Origin of the sequence: Pseudomonas sp. RC10-4-2, assembly GCF_050433085.1 — a bacterium.
In the GTDB taxonomy this organism is placed as follows: Bacteria; Pseudomonadota; Gammaproteobacteria; order Pseudomonadales; family Pseudomonadaceae; genus Pseudomonas; species Pseudomonas aeruginosa.
The window spans coordinates 15,031-36,286 of record NZ_JBNPXX010000008.1 but is presented as its reverse complement, the minus strand read 5'-3'; the positions used below and the strand labels follow the sequence as shown (position 1 = coordinate 36,286).

The 21,256-nt window shown below is 68.7% G+C and carries 21 protein-coding genes; 9 read left to right on the top strand and 12 right to left on the bottom strand.

The features are described from left to right. The first annotated feature begins 130 nt into the window (after positions 1-130). Positions 131-1,282, top strand: coding sequence for a glycerophosphodiester phosphodiesterase (locus tag FHW81_RS27915; RefSeq protein ID WP_003118786.1), 1,152 nt, complete (start codon positions 131-133; stop codon positions 1,280-1,282). Positions 1,283-1,318: 36 nt separating this feature from the next. On the opposite strand, the gene FHW81_RS27910 is transcribed toward FHW81_RS27915, so the two are convergent. Beyond that, positions 1,319-1,681 (bottom strand): hypothetical protein, encoded by a 363-nt coding sequence (locus FHW81_RS27910; RefSeq protein ID WP_003102907.1) that lies wholly within the window; start codon positions 1,679-1,681, stop codon positions 1,319-1,321. Positions 1,682-1,872: 191 nt separating this feature from the next. Between FHW81_RS27910 and FHW81_RS27905 the strand changes: the two genes are divergently transcribed. Genes FHW81_RS27905 through FHW81_RS27895 form a run of 3 tightly spaced genes read left to right on the top strand, consistent with a single transcriptional unit; the run spans position 1,873 to position 5,462 of the window. Further along, positions 1,873-3,258, top strand: coding sequence for a DUF2868 domain-containing protein (locus FHW81_RS27905; protein ID WP_023091451.1), 1,386 nt, complete (start codon positions 1,873-1,875; stop codon positions 3,256-3,258). Further along, positions 3,251-4,630 (top strand): GTPase/DUF3482 domain-containing protein, encoded by a 1,380-nt coding sequence (locus FHW81_RS27900; RefSeq protein WP_003117881.1) that lies wholly within the window; start codon positions 3,251-3,253, stop codon positions 4,628-4,630. The genes FHW81_RS27905 and FHW81_RS27900 overlap by 8 nt, the downstream gene beginning before the upstream one ends. Positions 4,631-4,664: 34 nt before the next feature. Next, positions 4,665-5,462: an FkbM family methyltransferase gene (locus FHW81_RS27895; protein WP_003112965.1), complete on the top strand. Its 798-nt coding sequence runs from the start codon at positions 4,665-4,667 to the stop codon at positions 5,460-5,462. A 26-nt stretch (positions 5,463-5,488) separates the two neighbouring features. Here the strand turns inward: FHW81_RS27895 and FHW81_RS27890 are convergent, their stop codons facing one another. The 3 genes from FHW81_RS27890 to FHW81_RS27880 form a co-directional block, all read right to left on the bottom strand. After that, positions 5,489-6,283 carry a thymidylate synthase gene (locus FHW81_RS27890; RefSeq protein WP_003110588.1) on the bottom strand — a complete coding sequence of 265 codons (795 nt, stop codon included), beginning with the start codon at positions 6,281-6,283 and terminating at the stop codon, positions 5,489-5,491. Between the two features lie 205 nt (positions 6,284-6,488). Beyond that, the gene (gene lgt / locus FHW81_RS27885) at positions 6,489-7,289 is read right to left on the bottom strand and encodes a prolipoprotein diacylglyceryl transferase (protein ID WP_003112963.1); all 801 of its coding nucleotides are present in this window, start codon (positions 7,287-7,289) and stop codon (positions 6,489-6,491) included. A 9-nt stretch (positions 7,290-7,298) separates the two neighbouring features. Further along, positions 7,299-8,102 (bottom strand): sulfite exporter TauE/SafE family protein, encoded by an 804-nt coding sequence (locus tag FHW81_RS27880; protein ID WP_003110587.1) that lies wholly within the window; start codon positions 8,100-8,102, stop codon positions 7,299-7,301. Positions 8,103-8,223: 121 nt separating this feature from the next. On the opposite strand from FHW81_RS27880, the gene FHW81_RS27875 reads away from it, so the two are divergent. Further along, entirely contained in the window at positions 8,224-8,979 is a 756-nt protein-coding gene (locus FHW81_RS27875; protein ID WP_003112962.1) for an NRDE family protein, read from the top strand. Between the two features lie 3 nt (positions 8,980-8,982). On the opposite strand, the gene FHW81_RS27870 is transcribed toward FHW81_RS27875, so the two are convergent. The 3 genes from FHW81_RS27870 to FHW81_RS27860 form a co-directional block, all read right to left on the bottom strand. Then, on the bottom strand, positions 8,983-10,020 hold the full coding sequence (locus FHW81_RS27870; protein ID WP_003112961.1) for a sensor domain-containing diguanylate cyclase: 1,038 nt from the start codon (positions 10,018-10,020) through the stop codon (positions 8,983-8,985). Between the two features lie 118 nt (positions 10,021-10,138). Beyond that, positions 10,139-12,418: a phosphoenolpyruvate--protein phosphotransferase gene (gene ptsP / locus FHW81_RS27865; RefSeq protein WP_003084404.1), complete on the bottom strand. Its 2,280-nt coding sequence runs from the start codon at positions 12,416-12,418 to the stop codon at positions 10,139-10,141. Positions 12,419-12,440: 22 nt separating this feature from the next. Then, positions 12,441-12,920 carry an RNA pyrophosphohydrolase gene (locus tag FHW81_RS27860; RefSeq protein ID WP_003084400.1) on the bottom strand — a complete coding sequence of 160 codons (480 nt, stop codon included), beginning with the start codon at positions 12,918-12,920 and terminating at the stop codon, positions 12,441-12,443. A 203-nt stretch (positions 12,921-13,123) separates the two neighbouring features. Here FHW81_RS27860 and FHW81_RS27855 point away from each other — a divergent pair, with 203 nt between their 5' ends. Continuing rightward, positions 13,124-13,777 carry an HAD family hydrolase gene (locus tag FHW81_RS27855; RefSeq protein ID WP_003110585.1) on the top strand — a complete coding sequence of 218 codons (654 nt, stop codon included), beginning with the start codon at positions 13,124-13,126 and terminating at the stop codon, positions 13,775-13,777. Positions 13,778-13,826: 49 nt separating this feature from the next. Further along, the gene (locus tag FHW81_RS27850; RefSeq protein ID WP_003121735.1) at positions 13,827-15,068 is read left to right on the top strand and encodes an MFS transporter; all 1,242 of its coding nucleotides are present in this window, start codon (positions 13,827-13,829) and stop codon (positions 15,066-15,068) included. Here the strand turns inward: FHW81_RS27850 and FHW81_RS27845 are convergent. The 4 genes from FHW81_RS27845 to ilvA all read right to left on the bottom strand — a co-directional run bounded on the left by FHW81_RS27845 (position 15,041) and on the right by ilvA (position 18,952). Next, positions 15,041-15,508 (bottom strand): DUF2269 family protein, encoded by a 468-nt coding sequence (locus tag FHW81_RS27845; protein ID WP_003158448.1) that lies wholly within the window; start codon positions 15,506-15,508, stop codon positions 15,041-15,043. The genes FHW81_RS27850 and FHW81_RS27845 overlap by 28 nt on opposite strands. Continuing rightward, positions 15,505-16,776: an SDR family oxidoreductase gene (locus FHW81_RS27840; RefSeq protein ID WP_003142610.1), complete on the bottom strand. Its 1,272-nt coding sequence runs from the start codon at positions 16,774-16,776 to the stop codon at positions 15,505-15,507. The genes FHW81_RS27845 and FHW81_RS27840 overlap by 4 nt, the downstream gene beginning before the upstream one ends. Positions 16,777-16,826: 50 nt before the next feature. Further along, the gene (locus FHW81_RS27835) at positions 16,827-17,294 is read right to left on the bottom strand and encodes a DUF2269 domain-containing protein (protein WP_003112958.1); all 468 of its coding nucleotides are present in this window, start codon (positions 17,292-17,294) and stop codon (positions 16,827-16,829) included. A gap of 119 nt (positions 17,295-17,413) precedes the next feature. Further along, positions 17,414-18,952: a threonine ammonia-lyase, biosynthetic gene (ilvA, locus tag FHW81_RS27830; RefSeq protein WP_017001827.1), complete on the bottom strand. Its 1,539-nt coding sequence runs from the start codon at positions 18,950-18,952 to the stop codon at positions 17,414-17,416. 234 nt (positions 18,953-19,186) lie between these two features. Here ilvA and rpiA point away from each other — a divergent pair, with 234 nt between their 5' ends. Continuing rightward, positions 19,187-19,858, top strand: a complete 672-nt coding sequence (gene rpiA, locus FHW81_RS27825) for a ribose-5-phosphate isomerase RpiA (protein ID WP_003084386.1) — start codon at positions 19,187-19,189, stop codon at positions 19,856-19,858. 122 nt (positions 19,859-19,980) lie between these two features. Continuing rightward, positions 19,981-20,313, top strand: a complete 333-nt coding sequence (locus tag FHW81_RS27820; protein ID WP_003117874.1) for a YegP family protein — start codon at positions 19,981-19,983, stop codon at positions 20,311-20,313. 42 nt (positions 20,314-20,355) lie between these two features. Here the strand turns inward: FHW81_RS27820 and FHW81_RS27815 are convergent, their stop codons facing one another. Continuing rightward, positions 20,356-21,081: a CatB-related O-acetyltransferase gene (locus FHW81_RS27815; protein ID WP_003117873.1), complete on the bottom strand. Its 726-nt coding sequence runs from the start codon at positions 21,079-21,081 to the stop codon at positions 20,356-20,358. Between the last annotated feature and the right edge of the window lie 175 nt (positions 21,082-21,256).

The window sequence follows — 21,256 nt, the reverse complement described above, 5'->3', positions numbered from 1 at the left end:
GGGAAAACGCCGACGTCGTCACGCTGGCGGCGATTGTCACGGGAATGTCGCGAAACGGGCAAAGAAGTATCACCTGGCTGCGTCAATCTGCTGGACTGGAACACTCCCGAACCGCCGACGAGGACCCGTCATGCAACCAGCCTTCCTGCGCCGCCACCTCGGCGCCGCCTGCCTGATGCTCGCCGCTGGCCTGGCCAGCGCCGCCCACGCCGACACCGGCAACGTACAACGCGCCATCGACTGGGCCCAGGGCCAGGCCTCCGTTCGCCACCCGGCCGGCCACGAACGCTCGCCGCTGGTCATCGCCCACCGTGGCGCCAGCGGTTACGTACCGGAACACACCCTGGGCGCCTACGCCCTGGCGGTGATGATGGGCGCCGACTACGTCGAGCCGGACCTGGTGATGACCCGCGACGGCAAGCTGGTCGCCCGCCACGACAACGAGCTGGGCCTGACCACCGATGTCGCCCAGCACCCGGAATTCGCCGACCGCAAGCGCACGCAGAAAGTCGACGGAGTGGAACTCACCGGCTGGTTCAGCGAAGACTTCACCCTCGCCGAACTGAAGACCCTGCGCGCCATCGAGCGCATCCCCACGATCCGCCCGGGCAATGCGCGCCTGGACGGCACCTTCGAGATCCCCACCCTGCAGGAGATCATCGACCTGGTGAAAAGCCTGCAGATCAGCCAGCAACGCACCATCGGCCTGTACCCCGAGATCAAGCACGGCACCCACTTCCAGCGCCTCGGCCTGGCCATGGAACGCCCACTGGTGAAGACCCTGCACCGCAACGGCTACCTCGGTCCGCGCGCGCCGGTATTCATCCAGTCCTTCGAGGTGAACAACCTGAAGGAACTCAAGCGCCTCACCGGCATCCGCCTGGTCCAGCTCTACGGCAGCGGCCAGCCCTACGACCAGCAGGCTGCCGGCGGCAGCCTGACCTACGCCGAGATGGCCACCGCCAAGGGCCTGCGCCAGGTGGCGCGCTACGCCTACGGGGTCGGTCCGGACAAGAGCTACGTGATTCCCCGCGATGCCAACGGCAACCTCGGCCAGCCGACCCGCTTCGTCGGCGACGCCCACGCCGCCGGGCTGAAGGTGCATCCCTACACCTTCCGCGCGGAAAACAGCTTCCTTCCGGCGGAGTTCCGCAGCGCCGACGGCAACCCGCAGTCGCGCGGCGACCTGGCCGGCGAGATCAGGGCCTACCTCGACGCCGGCATCGACGGCCTGTTCAGCGACCAGCCGGACGTCGCCGTGCGCCTGCGCGAGCAGCGCTGACGCAGCCCGACCGGCGCTCGTACGCGGGCGCCGGCCTCATGGACACTCGATGTAGCCGTCGAAGGGCTGTGCCTTGCCTTTCTCCAGTGCCTGCCGCCTGATGTTCCGGCAGATCCGCCGATCGCGCTCGTGCATGGCGTCGATCGACGGGTTGCCAGTGGGTTCCATGCCCTTGTGGTCCTTGACGCCAAAGGTCACCAAGGGCTGCTCCGGCTCCACCCGGAAGCGCGACGGCGTTTCCTTCTCCTCCTTGCGCGACGGCGGATCCGCCGCCAGGGTCGGCAACTGGTCGGCCTGCACGCCATAGCGTTGCAGCAAGGAGCCATCGGGCAACTCGTCGGCCAGCGCGCCCGCCATCCCCAGCAACAGCGCCAGGGGGTATCGGCGTACTACCTTCATCTCAGTGTTCCTCTCGCTACCGGCGCCGAACGCTTTCGCCACGGCGCCAGTCAAAATCCCACACCCCGCCGCCAGCCGGCTGGCAAGCCAGCATGAGCCGCCGGGGCGCTTTTTGCTATGTTTGGCGCTGATCAGACGCCGTTGGCCGGGCACGATTCACGCTCGGCAGGGAAATCGACACAGGAGGTGACTTGAGTCACACGACGCATCCCGGCCTCGAGGCCCTCTGGCTGACCGAGGCCGTTCGCCTGCGCGAGGAGCAGGCCGGTCCGCTGGAAGACAGCGAGGCGGTTCGCCAGGCGCTGGCCCAGGGCGGTTCCCTGCCGCGCCGTATTCTCACCCGCGCCCACTGGCTGGGCCGCCGCGAGGGCCTGCTCGACGCCCAGCGGACCTGGCGCCAGGGTTCGCGGCTGGCGCTGGCCCTGCTGCTGGTGCTGGCCCTGGCCAGCGGCGCCGGACTGGCCTTCGCCGCGCTCGGCGATGGCCAGCGCCCGGTCAACGTGTTCTGGGCGCTGGCCAGCCTCCTCGGCCTGCACCTGCTGACCCTGCTCGGCTGGGCCCTCGGCCTGCTCGCCGGCGGCGAGGCCGCGGGCGCGCTCGGCCGGCTCTGGCTGTGGCTCAGCGGCAAGCTGGCGCGCGATGCCCGCGCCGCGCACCTGGCGCCGGCGCTATTGGTCCTGCTCGGCCGGCGCCGGCTGGCGCGCTGGGGCCTCGGCGCGCTGGTCCACGGGCTCTGGCTGCTCGGCCTGCTGACCGCGCTGGCCATGCTCCTCGGCCTGCTGGCGACCCGCCGCTACGGTTTCGTCTGGGAAACCACCATTCTCGGCAGCGATACCTTCATAGCCCTCACCCAGGCGCTCGGCGCCCTGCCGGCGTTGCTTGGCTTCCCGTTGCCGGACGCCGAGCTGATCCGCGCCAGCGGCGACGCCGCCCTGGCCAGCGAAGCCGCACGGCACGCCTGGGCCGGCTGGCTGGTAGGCGTACTGCTGGTCTATGGGGTCCTGCCGCGCGCGCTGCTCGGTCTGCTCTGCCTGTGGCGCTGGAAACGCGGCCTGGCCCACCTCGACCTGGACCTCGACGACCCAGGCTACAGCCTGCTGCGCGAACGCTTGATGCCGGCCAGCGAACGCCTCGGCGTCAGCGACGCGGCACCGGACTGGCTGCCGGAGCCGCAGGGCGGCCAGTCCAGCCAGGAAGCCGCCGGAGCGGTGCTGGTGGCGGTGGAGCTGGACGATCGCCGGCCCTGGCCGCCGAAGCTCGCCGAAGGCGTCGCCGACGCCGGCATCCTCGACGACGGCCAGCAGCGCCGTCGCCTGCTCGAACAACTGACCCGCTACCCGCCGGCGCGCCTGGCCATCGCCTGCGACCCGCGTCGCTCGCCGGACCGCGGCACCCTGGCACTGCTCGGCGAACTCGCCCGCTGCGCCGCCAGCACCCGCATCTGGCTGCTCCAGGCTCCGCCCGGCGAAGCGCTCGACAGCGACCGCCTGGGTGACTGGCACGCCGCCCTGGAACGCCTGCAACTGCCGCACGGCGAGACCTCGCCGCTGGCCTGGTTGGAGACCGGCCATGACTGAGCCGCTGATCCTGGCCGTGGTCGGCCACACCAATACCGGCAAGACCTCGCTGCTGCGCACCCTGACTCGCGACCGTGGATTCGGCGAAGTCTCCCATCGCCCCAGCACCACCCGCCACGTCGAGGGCGCCAGGCTGTCGGTGGACGGCGAAGCGCTGCTGGAACTCTACGACACGCCCGGCCTGGAAGACGCCATCGCCCTGCTCGACTACCTGGACGCCCTGGAGCGCCCCGGCGAGCGTCTCGATGGCCCGGAACGCATGGCGCGGTTGCTGGACAGCAACGAAGCGCGCGGGCGTTTCGAACAGGAAGCCAAGGTGGTCCGCCAGTTGCTCGCCTCCGACGCCGGGCTCTACGTGATCGACGCCCGCGAACCGGTGCTGGCCAAGTATCGCGACGAACTGGCGGTGCTCGCCGGCTGCGGCCGGCCGCTGCTGCCGGTGCTGAACTTCGTCGCCAGCCCGCAGCATCGCGAGGAGGAGTGGCGCGCCGCCCTCGCTCGCCTGGGCCTGCACGCCCTGGTGCGTTTCGACAGCGTGGCGCCGCCGCTGGACGGCGAACGGCGCCTCTACGAGAGCCTGGCGCTGCTGCTGGAGCGCGCCCGGCCGCAACTCGACCGGCTGATCGCCGACCATGAGACCCAGGCCGCCGCGCGCCTGCGCGCCGGGCAACGGCTGATCGCCGAATTGCTGGTCGACGTCGCCGCCTGCCGGCGCCTGGTGCCCGGCGGCGAAAGCGCCGTGCAGGAAGCCACCCGCGACCTGCACCAGCAGGTGCGCAAGCGCGAGCAGGCCTGCGTGGAAGCGTTGCTGCGGCTCTACGCCTTCGCCAGGGACGACGCCCGCGCCGCCGACCTGCCGCTGCTCGACGGCCGCTGGGGCGACGATCTGTTCAATCCGGAGACCCTGCGCCAACTCGGTATTCGCCTCGGCGGCGGGGTTGCGGCCGGTGCCGCGGCCGGCGCCGGCATCGACCTGCTGGTGGGCGGCGTCACCCTTGGCGCCGCCGCCGCCCTCGGTGCCCTCGCCGGCGGCGCCTGGCAGACCGTCGGCCACTACGGCTCGCGCCTGCTCGGCAAGCTCAAGGGCGCCCGCGAGCTGACCGTCAACGACGCCGTGCTGCGCTTGCTCGCGCTGCGCCAACGGCAGCTCCTGGCAGCCCTGCAAACGCGCGGCCACGCGGCGGTCGAGGCGATCCGCCTGGAAACCCCGGAGGACAAGCAGTGGCGCGAAGGCAAGCTGCCGGAAGCGCTGCGCAAGGCGCGCGCGCATCCGGAGTGGTCGTCGCTGAACGGCAGGCGGGTGGGCGGCAGCGACCGCCAGGAACAGATCGACGCGCTGGCCGAATTGCTGGAGAGCGGGCGCGGGGAATGACAGACTGGGCGACGATCGCCCAAGAGGTAGGCCCATGCCCTTCGTTTCCTACGCGCAGAACCTGGAAGACGTCCGACTCTGGCGGGCCCTGAAACTCTTCCCCAGGGGGTTCTACATCGACGTCGGCGCCAACCACCCGCGGATCGACTCGGTCACCCTGGCGTTCTACGAGCGCGGCTGGCGCGGCATCAACATCGAACCGCTGCCCCACCTGCACCGCGAGCTGGAGCGGGAACGGCCGGAAGACCTCAACCTGAACCTCGCCATTGGCGAGCGCGAAGGCCGCGCCACGCTCTACGAGATGGCCGCCTCGGGTCTCTCCACCCTGGACCCCGAGCTAGCCCGCCAGCGCCAGGCCGAGGGCTGCACGGCCACCCCGCGCGAAGTGAAGGTCAGCACCCTGGACGCGATCTGCGCGGCCCATGTCGAAGGGCCGATCCACTTCCTCAAGATCGACGTCGAAGGGCTGGAAGGCGCGGTGCTCCGCGGCCTCGACCTGAACCGCTGGCGCCCGTGGCTGATCCTCGCGGAAACTCCATTCGACCACGACCCCGAGTGGAAAGCGCCGCTGCTCGCCGCGGGCTACCGTTTCGTCCACTTCGACGGCCTCAACGGCTATTACCTGGCGGAGGAACAGGCCCGCCTGGAAGGCGCCTTCGCGCTACCGCCGAACCTGCTGGACGACTTCCAGCTCTGCCATGGCCATGCCATGAGCCATCCGGTCGCTCCGCTGGAGCAGGCCCTGGAACAGGCGCTGCAACGCGCAGAAGATGCGGAGCGGGCTTTGCGGGACTGGCGCGCGCTTCCCTGGTACCGTCGCCTGTTCGGTTGAGCGGAGCCGACGGCTCCGCCGAAGGGTCAGACCGCGACCGGTGCCTTGATGTGCGGATGGGCCTCGTAGCCGACCAGCTCGAAGTCCTCGAAGCGAAAGTCGAACAGATCCTTCACCTCGGGATTCAGCTTCATGCTCGGCAACGGCAGCGGCTCGCGGGTCAGCTGCAGGTCGGCCTGCTCCAGGTGGTTGGCGTACAGGTGGCAATCGCCGCCGGTCCAGATGAACTCGCCCGGCTGCAGGCCGGCGACCTGCGCCACCATCAGGGTCAGCAGGGCATAGCTGGCGATATTGAAGGGTACGCCGAGGAAGATGTCCGCCGAACGTTGGTAGAGCTGGCAGCTGAGCTTGCCGTCGGCGACGTAGAACTGGAACAGCGCGTGGCAGGGCGGCAGGGCCATCTCGTCGATCAGCGCCGGGTTCCAGGCGGAGACGATCAGCCGGCGCGAGTCCGGATTCTTCTTCAGCATCGCCATCAGGTTGGCGATCTGGTCGATGTGGCGGCCGTCCGGCGCCGGCCAGGAGCGCCACTGGTAGCCATACACCGGGCCGAGGTCGCCGTTCTCGTCGGCCCATTCGTCCCAGATCGAGACGCCGTGCTCCTTGAGGTAGGCGATATTGGTGGAGCCCTTGAGGAACCACAGCAGCTCGTGGACGATCGACTTGAGGTGGCACTTCTTGGTGGTCACCAGGGGGAAGCCCGCGGCCAGGTCGAAGCGCATCTGGTGGCCGAACACGCTATAGGTGCCGGTGCCGGTGCGGTCGCTCTTGAAGGTGCCGTGCTCGCGCACGTGGCGCATCAGGTCGAGGTACTGTTTCATCGGAGGCTCGGATCGATATCGGTGCGGCGCCGACGTGGCGGCTCCCACCGAGGGATGACAGAAGGATGGCCAAGTCTACGGCGACGGAGCCTGCATCGCCAGTTCGGCGCGACCGGCGCAAGCCATGCACGCCCTGGAGCGGAAAGCCGGCTGCCCGGAGCGGATGACGCCTGCGACGTTATCCGCCCCGGGCACGAAAAGCGGCTCAGGCCGCCTTCGGCTGCGCCGCGTCGCGGCGGTAGGCCCAGACCATCAGGGCAATGCCGGCCAGCACCATCGGTACGCAGAGCACCTGGCCCATGGTCAGCCAACCCCAGGCGAGGTAGCCGAGCTGGGCATCCGGCACGCGGACGAATTCGACAACGAAGCGGAAGATCCCGTAGCACAGCACGAACAGGCCGGAGACCGAGGCGGTCGGCCGTGGCTTGCGGGTGAACAGCCAGAGGATGACGAACAGCGCCACGCCTTCCAGGGCGAACTGGTACAGCTGCGAGGGATGCCGCGGCAGCGGGCCGCCGTTGGGGAAGACCATGGCCCAGGGCACATCGCTGACCTTGCCCCACAGTTCCGAGTTGATGAAGTTGCCGATGCGCCCGGCGCCCAGGCCGATGGGCACCAGCGGGGCGATGAAGTCCATCAGCTGGAAGAAGCTCTTGCCATGGCGCTTGCCGAACCACCAGACCGCCAGCATCACGCCGAGCAGGCCGCCATGGAAGGACATGCCGCCTTTCCAGACCTCGAAGATCAGCGTCGGGTTGGCGATGTACTCGTCCAGGTTGTAGAACAGCACGTAGCCCAGGCGGCCACCGAGGATCACGCCGCAGGCGACCCAGAAGACCAGGTCGGAAAGGCGCTCCTTGGTCCAGGTCGGGTCGAAGCGCTTCATCCGGCGCGACGCCAGCAGCCAGGCGCCGCCGATCCCGATCAGGTACATCAGCCCGTACCAGTGGATCTTCAGCGGGCCGATGGCCAGCGCAACCGGATCGATCTGGGGATACGTCAGCATCGATAACTCCTACGACAGAAAAGCGAGATCGGGGGTCAGGAAACTTATGCCCACGCTGAACAGCAGCAGGGCGAACAGTCGCTTGAGTACGCGCGGCGACAAACGATGCGCCAGGCGCGCGCCGAAGCGGGCGAACAGCATACTGGTGGCGGCGATGCCGACCAACGCCGGCAGATAGACGTAGCCCAGGCTCCACTCCGGCAACTGCGGGTTGTGCCAGCCGACCGCGATGAACGACAGAGCGCCGGAAATGGCGATAGGAAGGCCGCAGGCCGAGGAAGTCGCCACCGCCTGCTGCATCGGCACGCTGCGCCAACTGAGGAAAGGCACGGTCAGCGAACCGCCGCCGATGCCGAAGATCGCCGAGGCCCAGCCGATCACCGCGCCGGCCAGGGTCAGGCCGCCCTTGCCGGGCACCTCGCGGCTACCCTTGGGCTTGAGGTCGAGAACCATCTGCAAAGCGACCAGGATGGCGAACACCCCGATTATCTTCTGCAACAGCGGCCCCTTGATCTGCGCCGCGGTCAGCGCGCCGAGGGCACTGCCGATGAGGATGCCGAGGGTCATCCAGGCGAACACCGGCCAGCGCACCGCACCGCGCCGATGGTGTTCGAGAATGGAATTGATCGAAGTGAAGACGATGGTCGCCAGGGAGGTGCCGACCGCCATCTGGGTCAGGACGTCGCCGCCGAAACCGTGCGCGGTGAAGCTGAAGACCAGCGCCGGGACGATGATCAGGCCGCCGCCGACGCCGAACAGTCCGGCCAGCACGCCGGCACAGGCGCCCAGCACGATATAGAGGAGAAACTCCATGCACGCCCCCGTTGGAAAGCCGGCATGGTAACGGAATTGCGCGCCGTGCGGCAGGCGTCGTGCTTGAACGGCGATGGCGGATGCCTTTAGCCTGACGGCCAGCCCATCCCAAGGACCGCGCATGTGCCTGATCGTCTTCGCCTGGCAACCGGGGCACGCCCTGCCGCTGCTGGTCGCCGCCAACCGTGACGAATTCTATGCCCGCCCGAGCCTGCCGCTGGCGGCCTGGGAGGACGCCGAGGGGGTATTCGCCGGACGCGACCTGGAGGCCGGCGGCACCTGGCTGGGGCTCGGCCCGGCCGGCCGTTTCGCCGCCCTGACCAACGTCCGCGATCCGTCGCAGGCTCTCGGCAAGCGCTCCCGTGGCGAACTGGTGGCGGACTTCCTGCGCGGCGGCGGCAACCCGGCCGACTACCTGGCGCAGGTCGCCGGGCGCGCCGCGGACTATTCCGGCTTCAACCTGCTCATTGGCGATCGCCATCAGCTCTGGCACTACAACCCCCGCGTAGGGCCACCGCGCCTGCTGCCGGCGGGGATCTACGGGCTGTCCAACGCGGCCCTCGATACGCCCTGGCCGAAGCTGCTCAAGGCTCGCGCCGCCCTCGCCGAGCGGCTTGCCGAGCCGCATCCGCAGGCCCTGCTGGAGCTGCTGGCCGACGCAGCGCCGGCCGCCGACGGCCAGTTGCCGGATACCGGCGTGGGTCTGGCCACGGAACGCCTGCTCTCCAGCGTGTTCATCGCCAGCCCGAGCTACGGCACTCGCGCCAGCAGCGTCGTACGGGTACACGCCGACGGCACGCGGGAGATGATCGAGCGCAGCTTCGGGCCGTCCGGCGCCCGGCTCGGCGAGGTCAGCCTGGTGCTGCCGCCAGGCTGACCTTCAGCAACAGGCCACGCAATCGCGACGCTGCTTGGCCCGATAGAGGGCGTCGTCCACCCGGCACAGCAGCAGGTCGAGGGTCTCGCCATCATTCAGCACGCCGACGCCAAAGCTGGCGGTCAACCGCTCGCCCATCTCGAAGGACTGCGAGCGAACCCGCTGGCGCAGGCGTTCGGCCAAGGCCGCCGCGGCCTCCAGGCCGGTTTCCGGGAGCAGCAGGATGAACTCCTCGCCACCCCAGCGCGCCAGCACGTCGACCTCGCGCAGCTCGCTGGCAACCAGGCGGCCGAAGGCGACCAGCACGCGATCACCGGTGGAGTGGCCGAACAGGTCGTTGATCCGCTTGAAGTGATCGACATCGATCATCACCAGTGCCGTGGCGCGTCCATGGCGCTGCCGGCGCATCCATTCATGGTGCAGGCACTGCTCGAACTTGCGTCGGTTGTACAGCTCGGTGAGCGGATCGATTTCGCTCAGGCGCTGGGCCTCGGCCATCTTCGAGGCCAGCGCCTGGTTGACCCGGTGCAGCGCCTCGGTGCGCTCGGCCACCAGTTCCTCGAGACGCAGGTTCCAGTCGAACAGTTCCTCGTTGCGCTGCTGCAACTCCAGCTCGACCAGCTTGCGCTGATGGATCTCGTGGTGCGCACCGATCATCCGCCGCGGCTCGCCGCGCTCGTCGAACTCGACGAAACGCCCGCGATCGCTGATCCACAGGTAATCCCCGCTGTAGGTGCGGCAGCGGTATTCCTCGCAGTATTCCGGGCTTTCGCCGTCGAGGTAGGCCTGGAAGCTGGCCATCACCCGCGGATAGTCCTCGGGATGGATGATGCTCTTCCAGGTCTCCACGCTCTCCGGCAGGCTATGCGGCGGATAGCCGAGCATCAGGTACCAGCCGGCGCTGCGGCTGACCTGGTTGGTCGCGATGTTCCAGTCCCAGATCCCGTCGCTGACGATCTCCAGGGCATATCGCAGGGTTTTCTCAAGGTCTTCGCGTGACAGCGGAAGAAGACCTGGCGGCTTCGACGCCCGTTCGTCCATTTTGCGGCAATCCCTCGCACGTTCGACTGGCCAGTGGCCTCTACCGAATGGCAGGCAGTCTATACGCTTGCGGGGAAAGCGTAAGCGCCGCACGACGAAGCGTCCGGCGCGCGGGAAATCAGGGCTGGACGGTAGCCGCCGGGTTGATCACGCGACCCAGGCCGAGGTTGCGCAACGCCAGGTGCAGCGAGCTGTGGATGACCTGCGGGTTGTCGAAGGTGAGCAACTGGCCGAGCAGGTCCCGGGCCTTGTCCAGGGTGATCTGGCGCAGCAGCCACTTCACCTTGGGCAGGTTAGTGGCGTTCATCGACAGGCTGTCGAAGCCCATCGCCATCAGCAGCACGGCAGCCGCGGGATCGCCGGCCATCTCGCCGCAGATGCTCACCGGCTTGCCTTCCAGGTGGGCATCGTCGACCACCTTCTTCAACGCATGCAGAACGGCCGGATGCAGGTAGTCGTAGAGGTCGGCGACCCGCGGATTGTTGCGGTCGACCGCCAGCAGGTACTGGGTCAGGTCGTTCGAACCGACCGAAAGGAAGTCGACCTGGCGGGCCAGCTCGCGGGTCTGGTACACGGCGGCGGGAATCTCGACCATCATGCCGATGGGCGGCATGGCGATGTCCACGCCCTCGTCGCGCACCTCGCCCCAGGCGCGGTGGATCAGGTGCAGGGCCTCTTCCAGCTCGTGGGTGCCGGAGATCATCGGCAGCAGGATGCGCAGGTTGTCCAGTCCTTCGCTGGCCTTGAGCATGGCGCGGGTCTGGACCAGGAAGATCTCCGGGTGGTCGAGGGTGACGCGGATGCCGCGCCAGCCGAGGAACGGGTTGTCTTCCTTGATCGGGAAGTAGGACAGCGCCTTGTCGCCGCCGATATCCAGGGTGCGCATGGTCACCGGCAGCGGGTGGAAGGCACTGAGCTGCTCGCGGTAGATCGCCAACTGTTCCTTCTCGCTGGGGAAGCGGTCGTTGATCATGAACGGCACTTCGGTGCGGTACAGGCCCACTCCCTCGGCGCCACGCTCCTGGGCGCGGGCGACATCGGCGAGCAGGCCGGTGTTGACCCAGAGCGGCATGCGGTGGCCGTCGAGGGTCTCGCAGGGCAGCTCGCGCAGGGCCGCCAGGCCCTTGCTCAGCTCGCGCTCCTCGGCGACCACGTCGCTGTACTGGCGCACCAGCTCGGCGGAGGGGTTGGTGTAGACCTCGCCGTGGTAGCCATCGACGATCAGGTCGATACCGTCGACCTTGGAGTACGGCAGGTCGACCGCCCCCATCACCGTGGGGATGCCCATGGCACGGGCGAGGATCGCCACGTGCGAGTTGCCCGAGCCGAGCACCGAGACCAGGCCGACCAGGCGCCCTTCCGGCACCTCGCCGAGCATCGCCGGCGACAGCTCCTCGCTGACGATGATGGTCTGTTCCGGGTAGGTCAGGTTCTGCTTGCGTTCTTCCTGGAGGTAGGCGAGCAGGCGGCGACCTATGTCCTTGACGTCGGAGGCGCGCTCGCGGAGATAGGCGTCGTCCATCAGCTCGAAGCGCTGCACGTGCTCCATCACCACCTGGCGCAGGGCGCCCTGGGCCCACTGGCCGGTACGGATGATGCGCTTGACCTCGTTGCCGATGGAGGCATCGTCGAGCATCATCAGGTAGACGTCGAACAGCGCGCGTTCTTCCTTGCGCAACTGGCTGGCGAGCTTGCTCGACAGCGCGCGCATGTCGGCGCGAACGCCCTCCAGGGCCTGCTTGAACAGGGCGATCTCGGCGTCGATGTCGTCGACCTGCTTGTCCGGCACCACTTCCAGGTCGGCCGGCGGCAACACCACCACCGCCTTGCCCACCCCGACCCCGGGGGCGCCGGGCACGCCGACGAACTTGGCTTCCTGGATGCCCTTGCCGAGCTTGCCCAGGCCGCGGATCGAACCGGTCGCCTCGGCATGCGCGATGACCCCGGCGAGCTGGGCGCTCATGGTGACGAGGAAGGCTTCCTCGCCTTCGTCGAACTGGCGGCGCTCCTTCTGCTGCACCACCAGCACCCCCATCACCCGCCGATGGTGGATGATCGGCGCGCCGAGGAACGACGCGTAGCGCTCCTCGCCGGTCTCGGCGAAATAGCGGTAGCGCGGGTGGGCGGCGGCGTTCTCCAGGTTGAGCGGCTCCTCACGGGTGCCGACCAGGCCGACCAGGCCTTCGCTGGGAGCCATGCTGACCTTGCCGATGGAACGCTTGTTGAGGCCTTCGGTGGCCATCAGGACGAAACGCTGGGTCTCGGTGTCGAGCAGGTACACCGAGCAGACCTGGGTACCCATGGCTTCCTTGACCCGCTGCACGATGATGCCCAGCGCCGCCTTCAGATCCTTGGCGGAGTTCACTTCCTGGACGATCTTGCGCAGCGTGTTGAGCATGCTCGGGGCCTTGTCTCCGTGTTCAGTCCCGCGCCAGAAGGCGCGGGGCCAGTTCCTTCAGGGCGCGGCGGTAGACCTCGCGCTTGAAGGTCACCACCTGTCCCAGGGGGTACCAGTAACTCACCCAGCGCCAGCCGTCGAACTCGGGCTTGCTGGTGATATCCATGCGCACGCGCGCCTCGTCGGACATCAGCCGCAGCAGGAACCATTTCTGCTTCTGGCCGATGCACAGCGGCTGGCTGTGGGTCCGCACCAGGCGCTGCGGCAAACGGTAGCGCAGCCAGCCGCGGGTGCAGGCCAGGATGCGCACGTCCCCGGCCTCCAGCCCGACTTCTTCGTTCAACTCGCGATACAGCGCCTCTTCCGGCGTTTCGCGATCATTGATGCCTCCCTGCGGGAACTGCCAGGCTTCCTGATTGATACGCCGCGCCCACAGCACCTGCCCCGCCTCGTTGGCGAGAATGATGCCGACATTCGGGCGAAAACCATCGGAATCGATCACGCTGGGACATCCTCGAAATCGCATGTGCCCGCATTGTTCCATAAAGCTTGTGATAGCGGCAACGCGCGGCTTTGCGACTCGTGCGGGGAGGATACAGGGCCGGCAAAAGCCGGTAGGCTAGGGGCTTTCCCAAGGCCCGGTGGGAGCCTTCGCAAAAGGCTCTCGCGGCCCTTCCGCCACCCGCCAACCGATGGAGTCACCCCGTGCGTCTGGCCCTTTTCGATCTCGACAACACCCTGCTCGCCGGCGACAGCGACCATAGCTGGGGCGAATGGCTGTGCCAGCGCGGCCTGGTCGACGCCGCCGAATACCAGGCGCGCAACGACGCCTTCTATGCCGACTACGTCGCCGGCAAGCTCGACGTCCTTGCCTACCAGGCCTTCACCCAGGCGATCCTCGGTCGCACCGAGATGGCCCAGCTGGAAACCTGGCACCGCCAGTTCATGCAGGAAGTGATCGAGCCGATCGTGCTGGCCAAGGGCGAGGCGCTGCTCGCCGAGCACCGCGCCGCCGGCGACCGGCTGGTGATCATCACCGCCACCAACCGCTTCGTCACCGGCCCGATCGCCGAACGGCTCGGGGTGGAGACCCTGATCGCCACCGAGTGCGAGATGCGCGACGGCCGCTACACCGGGCAGACCTTCGACGTGCCCTGCTTCCAGGGCGGCAAGGTGGTGCGCCTGCAACGCTGGCTCGACGAGAACGGCCTGGACCTGGAAGGCGCCAGCTTCTACAGCGACTCGCTGAACGATCTGCCGCTGCTGGAAAAGGTCAGCCGGCCGGTGGCCGTCGACCCCGATCCGCGCCTGCGCGCCGAGGCGGAAAAACGCGGCTGGCCGATCATTTCCCTGCGTTGACCCACTGACAAGCGCGCCGTCCGACGGGCGGCGCCACGGCGGCCCCAGGATGCCCCACACAGCCCCCGCTCCCGGCTCGCTGCGGCCGGTCGTGATCGTCGCCCTGGTCACCGCGCTATGCCTGGCCGGCGACTCGATGCTTTATATCGCCTTGCCGATCTACTGGCACGAGGTCGGCCTGGAGGCGCTCTGGCAGGTCGGCGTGCTGCTGTCGATCAACCGCCTGATCCGCCTGCCCTTCAATCCGCTGATCGGCCGCCTGTACAAGCACCTGGCACTGAAGACCGGCCTGCTCCTGGCGGTCGTCATCGGCGTGCTGAGCACCGCCGGCTACGGCCTGGCCAGCGGTTTCCTGGCCTGGGTGCTGCTGCGCGGACTGTGGGGGATCGGCTGGTCGTTCTTCCGCATCGGCGGGCTCTCGGCGGTGGTCTACTGCGCCGCCGACCACCAGCGCGGCCGCGCCATGGGCCTGTACAACGGCCTCTACCGCCTGGGCAGCCTGGTCGGCATGCTGCTCGGCGGGCTGCTGGTGCCGGTCCTCGGCCTGCCGGCGCTGGCGCTGTCCTTCGCGATCCTGGCACTGCTCGGCCTGCCGCTGCTGGCGAGGGGTTTCGACCTGCCGGAGAGTCCCGCCGGACATGCGCGGACCTCCGCCGCAACGGCAGCCACCAGCGTCGCCAGGCGCCCGCCGCCGCGCGGCCTGGTGATCCTCAGCGGCTTCGCCACCGCGCTCCTGATCCAGGGCGTACTCGCCGCCACCCTGAGCGCGCTGATCGCCCGCAGCTTCGGCACCGAGGTCAGCCTGCTCGGCCTGGCGCTCAGCGCCGCCGGCCTCTCCGGGATCATCCAGGCCCTGCGCTGGTCCTGGGAGCCCTGGCTGGCCGGGCGCTTCGGTGCCTGGTCGGATGGCCCGCGCGGGCGTCGGCGCTTCTACGTGGCTGCGCTACTGGTCGGCGCAATGGGCTTCGGCCTGCTTTCCAGCAGGCTGCCCATTCTCGCCTGGCTGGCCATCGCCCTGCTGGTGATGCTGGTCGCCACCGCCCTCACCACCCTGACCGACGCCCTCGCCGCCGACGTCGCCCGCGCCGGCGACGTGGTCGGCTTCATGACCCGCTATTCCATCGTCCAGGACCTCGGCGCCGCGCTGGGCCCGGCCCTGGCCTTCCTCCTGCTGGAGCGGCCCGGCGGCTTCGCCTGGTTGTACTGGGGCGGCTCCCTGGCGTTCCTGGTCCTGGCGTTGCTCTGGTTGCGCCGAGGGGACTCTCAGACCGGCTTGTTGACCATCAGGTAGAAGATGACCATGAAGGCGATGAAGGCCGGCCAGCCGAGGATGAACCAGGCGTTCATGTAGCGGTACGCCAGCGGTTCGATGGGCCGCGCCTCGCGCAAGGCCGCCTCGGCCATGTCGCGTACGCGGATCTGCAACCACACCACCGGTAGCCAGCAGAGCCCGGCGAACACGTAGAGGCCCAGGCTCCACAGCAACCAGCCCTGGGCCAGCGACCAGCCGGCGACATGCACCATGGCCAGGCCGCTGAGCGGCTGGAACACCGCGGTGGTGGCGATGAACAGCCAGTCGGCGGCGACCAGGTGGCGGAAGGTCACCGCGATCACCGGCAACTGCCCGCTGCGCCAGGCGCGCAGGGCGTAGTAGGCCGACCCCAGGCCGGTGCCGAAGAGAATGGTCGAGGAAAGGATATGCAGGGTTTTCAGCAGCAGGTAAAGGTTCATCCACGGGCCTCCCTGGCTCGAGGTTCGTCGCCCAGCAGCCAGAGCGTGGCCACCATCAGCACGATGTTCTTGCCGACCGCCATGTAGGGGTCGTACCAGTAGTGCGGCAGGATCAGGCTGATCGCCAGGCTGTAGCCAAGCATCAGCCAGAACTGCGCCAGCAGCGCGCGCCGGCGCCAGCGGCGGAGCAGCAGGCCGACGCCGAGCGCACCGTCGAGCAGGGCCCCGGCGATCACCGCCAGGCTCGCCGGCCAGCCGTGGATGCCGGCCTCGCCGAGGATCCGCAGGCCCCAACCGTAACCCGGCCCCAGGCAGGCGACCAGGGTACCCAGCCAGATCAGCACCAGGGCCGCCAGCATCAGCGGCCGCATCAGCGCCGCCAGGCTGCGTGCCGCCTGCGGCCAGCCGAGCAGGCGACTGGCCAGCGGCGCGCAACGATAGCCGCAGGCCGCATCGAGGAGTGCCGGGTCGGCCAGGTTGTCGTGGCGCACCAGCTTCAGCATCGATGGACTCAGTGTCCGCCAGCCAGCACGCCGGCCAAGCCCGCCCAACGCATCGAGAAGCGCCGCGGGCGGCACCGCATAGCGGCCGCGCGGCCAACCCTGGGCGCGGCGCAGCTCGTCCAGCAGCTCGCCCTGGGTCAGCGCCTGCGGACCCACCAGCGGAATCACCTGCGCCCGCTCCGGCCAGCAGCGCAGCAAGGCCAGCACCGCGCCGACCAGGTCCTCGACATGCAGCGGTTGCAGGCGCGCGCGATTGTCCAGCAAGGGAATCAGCGGTAGCGGCGACAGGCGTTCCAGCCAGGCGCTGCTGGCGCCGCCCGGCCCCAGCAGCAGGGACGGGCGCAGCACCAGCGCCGGGATGCCCAGTTCCAGCAGGTGGCGGTCGGCCGCCGCCTTGCTGGCGAGGAAGGCCACGTCCGGGTGCGCACCGGCGCCCAGCGCGGAAATCTGCAGGACCTTCGCCCCATGGGCTGCAGCGAGGTCGAAGAGTGTTCGCGCGCCGCTGTCCTGGACGCGAGCCATGCTCGCCTCGTCGAGGCTCATGGTGCCGGCGGCATTGATCAGCAAGTCGACCCCGGCGGGCCAGGCGAAGCTGTCCGGCCTTTCCGCAAGCCGCTCCAGGTCGAGCGCCAGCCAGCGTACGCCGGCAGGCGCATCGACCGGCGGGCGGCGCGCGGTGAGGAGCAGTTCGTGTCCGGCGGCGAGCAGCGCCGGGAGCAGGTGCCGCCCGACGAAACCTCCCGCGCCTACCAGCAGAATACGCATGCGTTCCTACAGAACCGGCGAAGGCCGGTGAAGTCCATTTCGTTGGCGTTTCAGAGCGGCTTGCTGACCATCAGTACCGCCACCGCGATGAAGCTGGCCGCACCGAGCAGGGCCATGACCAGGCCCACCTTGATCTCGCGCAGGGTCTGCTCGCCCAGCGCGGCCCCCGCCGTCTCGGCGGCGCCGGCCTGGTGCTGGACCCGCGCCAGGCGGCCGGCGAGGACCAGCCAGAAGATGCAGCCCAGCAGATAGAGGCAGGCGCCGAACAGCAGCCAGCTCTGGCCCAACGGCCAGCCGGCCAGGTGCACCAGCCACCAGCCGCTGACCGGCAGGGCCAGCAGGCTGAGCCCCAGCAGCGGCCAGCCGATCAGGCGGACCCGCTTGAAACCGCGCGCGACCCGCGCCGCGTCGCCCGTCCGCCAGCTGCGCCAGGCGTAGAACGCCAGGCCGAGCAGGCCGCCGAACAGCAGCACGGTGGCGACTCCGTGGAGAATCTTGATCTGGAGAAAATGTTCCATCAGCGCATCCTTGTCCGTGTTCCCGGCCCGTTTGAGGGGCCGGGGGCGGGCTCAGTTCCCGAGGAAGGAGATCACCTGCCCGTGAAGCTTAGCAGCCCGTGTCGGCGAGCCGCCGCGGGTCAGCCGAGGAACAGCTGGTAGGCCGGGTTGGCGGTCTCGTCCCAGTACGGATAGCCGATCGCCTCCAGGGTCTGCGGGATCAGGTGGCGCTCGTCTTCCGGCACCTGCAACCCGGCCACCACCCGGCCGTCGGCCGCGCCATGGTTGCGGTAGTGGAACATCGAGATGTTCCAGCGCCCGCCGAGCTTGGTGAGGAAGTTGAACAGCGCGCCGGGCCGCTCGGGGAATTCGAAGCGGAACACCATCTCGTCGCTGACTTTCACCGCATGGCCGCCAACCATGTGGCGGATGTGCAGCTTGGCCAGTTCGTTGTCGGTCAGGTCGAGGACCGGGAAGCCCTTCTCGCGCAGATAGGCCACCAGCGCCTCGCGCGGGTCGTTCTCCGGGTGGGTCTGCACGCCGACGAAGATGTGCGCCTCGCTGCCGCTGTGGTAGCGATAGTTGAACTCGGTGATCTGGCGCTTGCCGACCGCCTCGCAGAAGGCCTTGAAGCTGCCCGGCCGCTCGGGAATGGTCACCGCGATGATCGCTTCGCGGCGCTCGCCCAGTTCGGCGCGTTCGGCGACATGCCGCAGGCGATCGAAGTTGACGTTGGCGCCGGAGTCGATCGCCACCAGGGTCTGCCCCTCGGCGCGCTCGCGCTCGACGTACTTCTTGATCCCGGCCACCGCCAGCGCGCCGGCCGGCTCGGTGATCGAGCGGGTGTCGTCGTAGATGTCCTTGATCGCCGCACAGATCTCGTCGGTGCTGACGGTGATCACTTCGTCGACGTGGTCCTTGCAGATGTCGAAGGTGTGCTGGCCGATCTGCGCCACCGCCACGCCGTCGGCGAACAGCCCGACCTGGCCCAGCACCACCCGCTCGCCGGCGGCCATGGCCGCCTGCAGGCAGTTCGACTCGTCCGGCTCGACGCCGATCACCTTGATCTCCGGACGCAGGTACTTGACGTAGGCGGCGATGCCGGCGACCAGTCCGCCACCGCCCACCGGGACGAAGATCGCATCGAGGCGGCCGGGCTGCTGGCGGAGGATCTCCATGGCCACGGTGCCCTGGCCGGCGATGGTGTCCGGATCGTCGTAGGGATGGACGAAGGTGTAGCCCTTCTCGTCGACCAGCTTCAGCGCGTGGGCCAGAGCCTCGGGGAAGGCGTCGCCGTGCAGCACCGCCTTGGCGCCATGGGCGCGCACCGCCTGGACCTTGATCTCGGGGGTGGTCTTGGGCATCACGATGACCGCCCTGATCCCCTGCCGCTTGGCCGCCAGGGCCAGGCCCTGGGCGTGATTGCCGGCCGAGGCGGCGATCACCCCGCGGGCCTTCTCCTCCTCGGTGAGCTGCGCGACCTTGTTGTAGGCGCCGCGGATCTTGAAGGAAAACACCGGCTGCAGGTCCTCGCGCTTGAGCAGGACCTGGTTGCCGAGGCGTTCGGACAACTGGCGGGCGGGTTGCAGGGGCGTTTCCACCGCGACGTCGTAGACGCGCGAGGTGAGGATCTTCTTGACGTATTGTTCGAGCATCGGAGGCGGTTCGGCGGACTTCACGGAAGCCCGGAGTCTACTCCAGGCCCGCCGGGCGGACTACCGGCGCGCCGCAGGAAAACACCGCGACTGCCGGTCATCCGGGGCAAGACCGGAGGACGCCAGGCCGCTATAATTCGTCCCTTCGTATCGCAGCGGCACAGGACGTGCCGGAAACCCGCCGGGCCGCCCCGGCCGCGCGCACCCTCCGCCTGCGCCGCCGGGACGGCCGGCCAGGCAACCAGACAGGCACCCGGGATGAACCAGGATCAGCTCAAGCAGGCAGTGGCACAGGCCGCCGTCGACCACATTCTTCCGCACCTCGACAGCAAGAGCATCGTCGGCGTCGGCACAGGCTCCACCGCCAACTTCTTCATCGATGCCCTGGCCCGCCACAAGGCCGAGTTCGACGGCGCAGTAGCCAGTTCGGAGGCCACCGCCAAGCGCCTGAAGGAGCATGGCATCCCGGTCTACGAGCTGAACACGGTCAGCGAGCTGGAGTTCTACGTCGACGGCGCCGACGAAAGCAACGAGCGCCTGGAGCTGATCAAGGGCGGCGGTGCCGCGCTGACCCGCGAGAAGATCGTCGCCGCGGTGGCCAAGACCTTCATCTGCATCGCCGATGCCAGCAAGCTGGTGCCCATCCTCGGCCAGTTCCCGCTGCCGGTGGAGGTCATCCCGATGGCTCGCAGCCACGTCGCCCGCCAACTGGTGAAGCTCGGCGGCGATCCGGTCTACCGCGAAGGCGTGCTGACCGACAACGGCAATATCATCCTCGACGTGCACAACCTGCGCATCGACAGCCCGGTGGAACTGGAAGAGAAGATCAACGCCATCGTCGGCGTGGTCACCAACGGCTTGTTCGCCGCCCGCCCGGCCGACTTGCTGCTGCTCGGCACCGCCGACGGCGTCAAGACTCTCAAGGCCTGAGCCCGCTCGCCCCAGGCCGATGACCGGAGCGGGGCGACACTGCAACAAAAGCGGCTACGCTGTGTCTCAGCAGACGGCTGGTCCGTTGCGATCCGCCTCACCCTGTGAACAAGGAGCTAGACATGGCAGCCAAATTCCATCTGAAGAAAGCGAAAGACGGCCAGTTCCACTTCAACCTGCATGCCGCCAACGGCGAGATCATTCTCACCAGCGAACTGTACAAGGCCAAGGACTCGGCGCTCGGCGGCATCGAGTCGGTGCGCAAGAACTCCCAGCGCGACGGTGCCTTCGAGGTCAAGCCGGCCAGCAACGGCAAGTTCCACTTCGTACTCAAGGCCACCAATGGCCAGGTCGTCGGCCAGAGCCAGCTCTATGCCAGCCAGGCCAACGCCGAAGCCGGCGTGCAGTCGGTGAAGCGCGCAGCGCCGGAAGCCGGTCTCAGCGACGAAAGCTGACCCAGCCCTGGCCGCCGTCGACACCGGCGGCGGCTGCGGGCCTCAGGACAGCCATTCGATGGCGAACGGCTTGTGCCGGATGCGCAAGCGCCGCGCCTCCTGGCACGCCTGCGGCGGCCGACGCTCCAGCGCCTCGACGCAGGCCTGCGGATCGTCCAGCGGCAATTCGCCAAGCACGTCCAGCGGCAACTCCCACCAGCGACTCGCCAGCAGTCGCTCGATCAGCTCCGGCGCGAAGCGATAGCGGAGCACCCGCGCCGGCGAGCCCGCCACCACCGCGTAGGGCGGCACGTCGCGATTGACCAGCGATTGCGCGCCGATCACCGCGCCGGTGCCGATCTCCACCCCATCGAGGATCAGCGCGTCGCGCCCGATCCATACATCGTGGCCGATCCGCGCCGGGGTCGCTTCGCGCTCGGGCTGCAACGGCTTGCGCAACAGCTTCGGATTGGCGGTGAAGGCGTGGGTGCTCAGCCAGTGCATTGGATGCGAGCGGCGCGGCTGACCGATCACCACCCCGGTGGCGATCGAGCAGAAGCGGCCGATGCTGGCCACCTCCAAGAACTCGCAGCCGCTGACCACGTCGGTATAGGCGCCGACCTCCAGTGCCGGCGAATGGATCTTCGCCTTGCCCAGCTTCACGTTCGGCTCCAGCGTCACCTGCGTGCCGTCGCGCAGCGTCTCGACCCCGCTGGCCATGCGGCAACCGTGACGTGCCAGGGCCTTCTTCAGGCGACGGTTGAGCAGGGCTTCGCGGAAAATGTTCATGCGACGGGTATCCAGGAGATCGGCAGGGCGAGCACTGTAAATCGACTGCTCGCGGTTACCAAGCCCCGAAACGGGAAGTCACGCCCCAGTACCGGCCATCGCCGGTAACACTACGTCCAGCACGAAGCTTCCCGCCCATCGCCAGGAGCGACGCTTCTTACAGCCTGGCGACACC

Coding starts and splice junctions, on each gene's coding strand:
- FHW81_RS27915 (WP_003118786.1), top strand. CDS start 131: ATGCAACCAGCCTTCCTGCGCCGCCACCTCGGCGCCGCCTGCCTGATG.
- FHW81_RS27910 (WP_003102907.1), bottom strand. CDS start 1,681: ATGAAGGTAGTACGCCGATACCCCCTGGCGCTGTTGCTGGGGATGGCG.
- FHW81_RS27900 (WP_003117881.1), top strand. CDS start 3,251: ATGACTGAGCCGCTGATCCTGGCCGTGGTCGGCCACACCAATACCGGC.
- FHW81_RS27895 (WP_003112965.1), top strand. CDS start 4,665: ATGCCCTTCGTTTCCTACGCGCAGAACCTGGAAGACGTCCGACTCTGG.
- FHW81_RS27890 (WP_003110588.1), bottom strand. CDS start 6,283: ATGAAACAGTACCTCGACCTGATGCGCCACGTGCGCGAGCACGGCACC.
- lgt (WP_003112963.1), bottom strand. CDS start 7,289: ATGCTGACGTATCCCCAGATCGATCCGGTTGCGCTGGCCATCGGCCCG.
- FHW81_RS27880 (WP_003110587.1), bottom strand. CDS start 8,102: ATGGAGTTTCTCCTCTATATCGTGCTGGGCGCCTGTGCCGGCGTGCTG.
- FHW81_RS27875 (WP_003112962.1), top strand. CDS start 8,224: ATGTGCCTGATCGTCTTCGCCTGGCAACCGGGGCACGCCCTGCCGCTG.
- FHW81_RS27870 (WP_003112961.1), bottom strand. CDS start 10,020: ATGGACGAACGGGCGTCGAAGCCGCCAGGTCTTCTTCCGCTGTCACGC.
- ptsP (WP_003084404.1), bottom strand. CDS start 12,418: ATGCTCAACACGCTGCGCAAGATCGTCCAGGAAGTGAACTCCGCCAAG.
- FHW81_RS27850 (WP_003121735.1), top strand. CDS start 13,827: ATGCCCCACACAGCCCCCGCTCCCGGCTCGCTGCGGCCGGTCGTGATC.
- FHW81_RS27845 (WP_003158448.1), bottom strand. CDS start 15,508: ATGAACCTTTACCTGCTGCTGAAAACCCTGCATATCCTTTCCTCGACC.
- FHW81_RS27840 (WP_003142610.1), bottom strand. CDS start 16,776: ATGCGTATTCTGCTGGTAGGCGCGGGAGGTTTCGTCGGGCGGCACCTG.
- FHW81_RS27835 (WP_003112958.1), bottom strand. CDS start 17,294: ATGGAACATTTTCTCCAGATCAAGATTCTCCACGGAGTCGCCACCGTG.
- rpiA (WP_003084386.1), top strand. CDS start 19,187: ATGAACCAGGATCAGCTCAAGCAGGCAGTGGCACAGGCCGCCGTCGAC.
- FHW81_RS27820 (WP_003117874.1), top strand. CDS start 19,981: ATGGCAGCCAAATTCCATCTGAAGAAAGCGAAAGACGGCCAGTTCCAC.
- FHW81_RS27815 (WP_003117873.1), bottom strand. CDS start 21,081: ATGAACATTTTCCGCGAAGCCCTGCTCAACCGTCGCCTGAAGAAGGCC.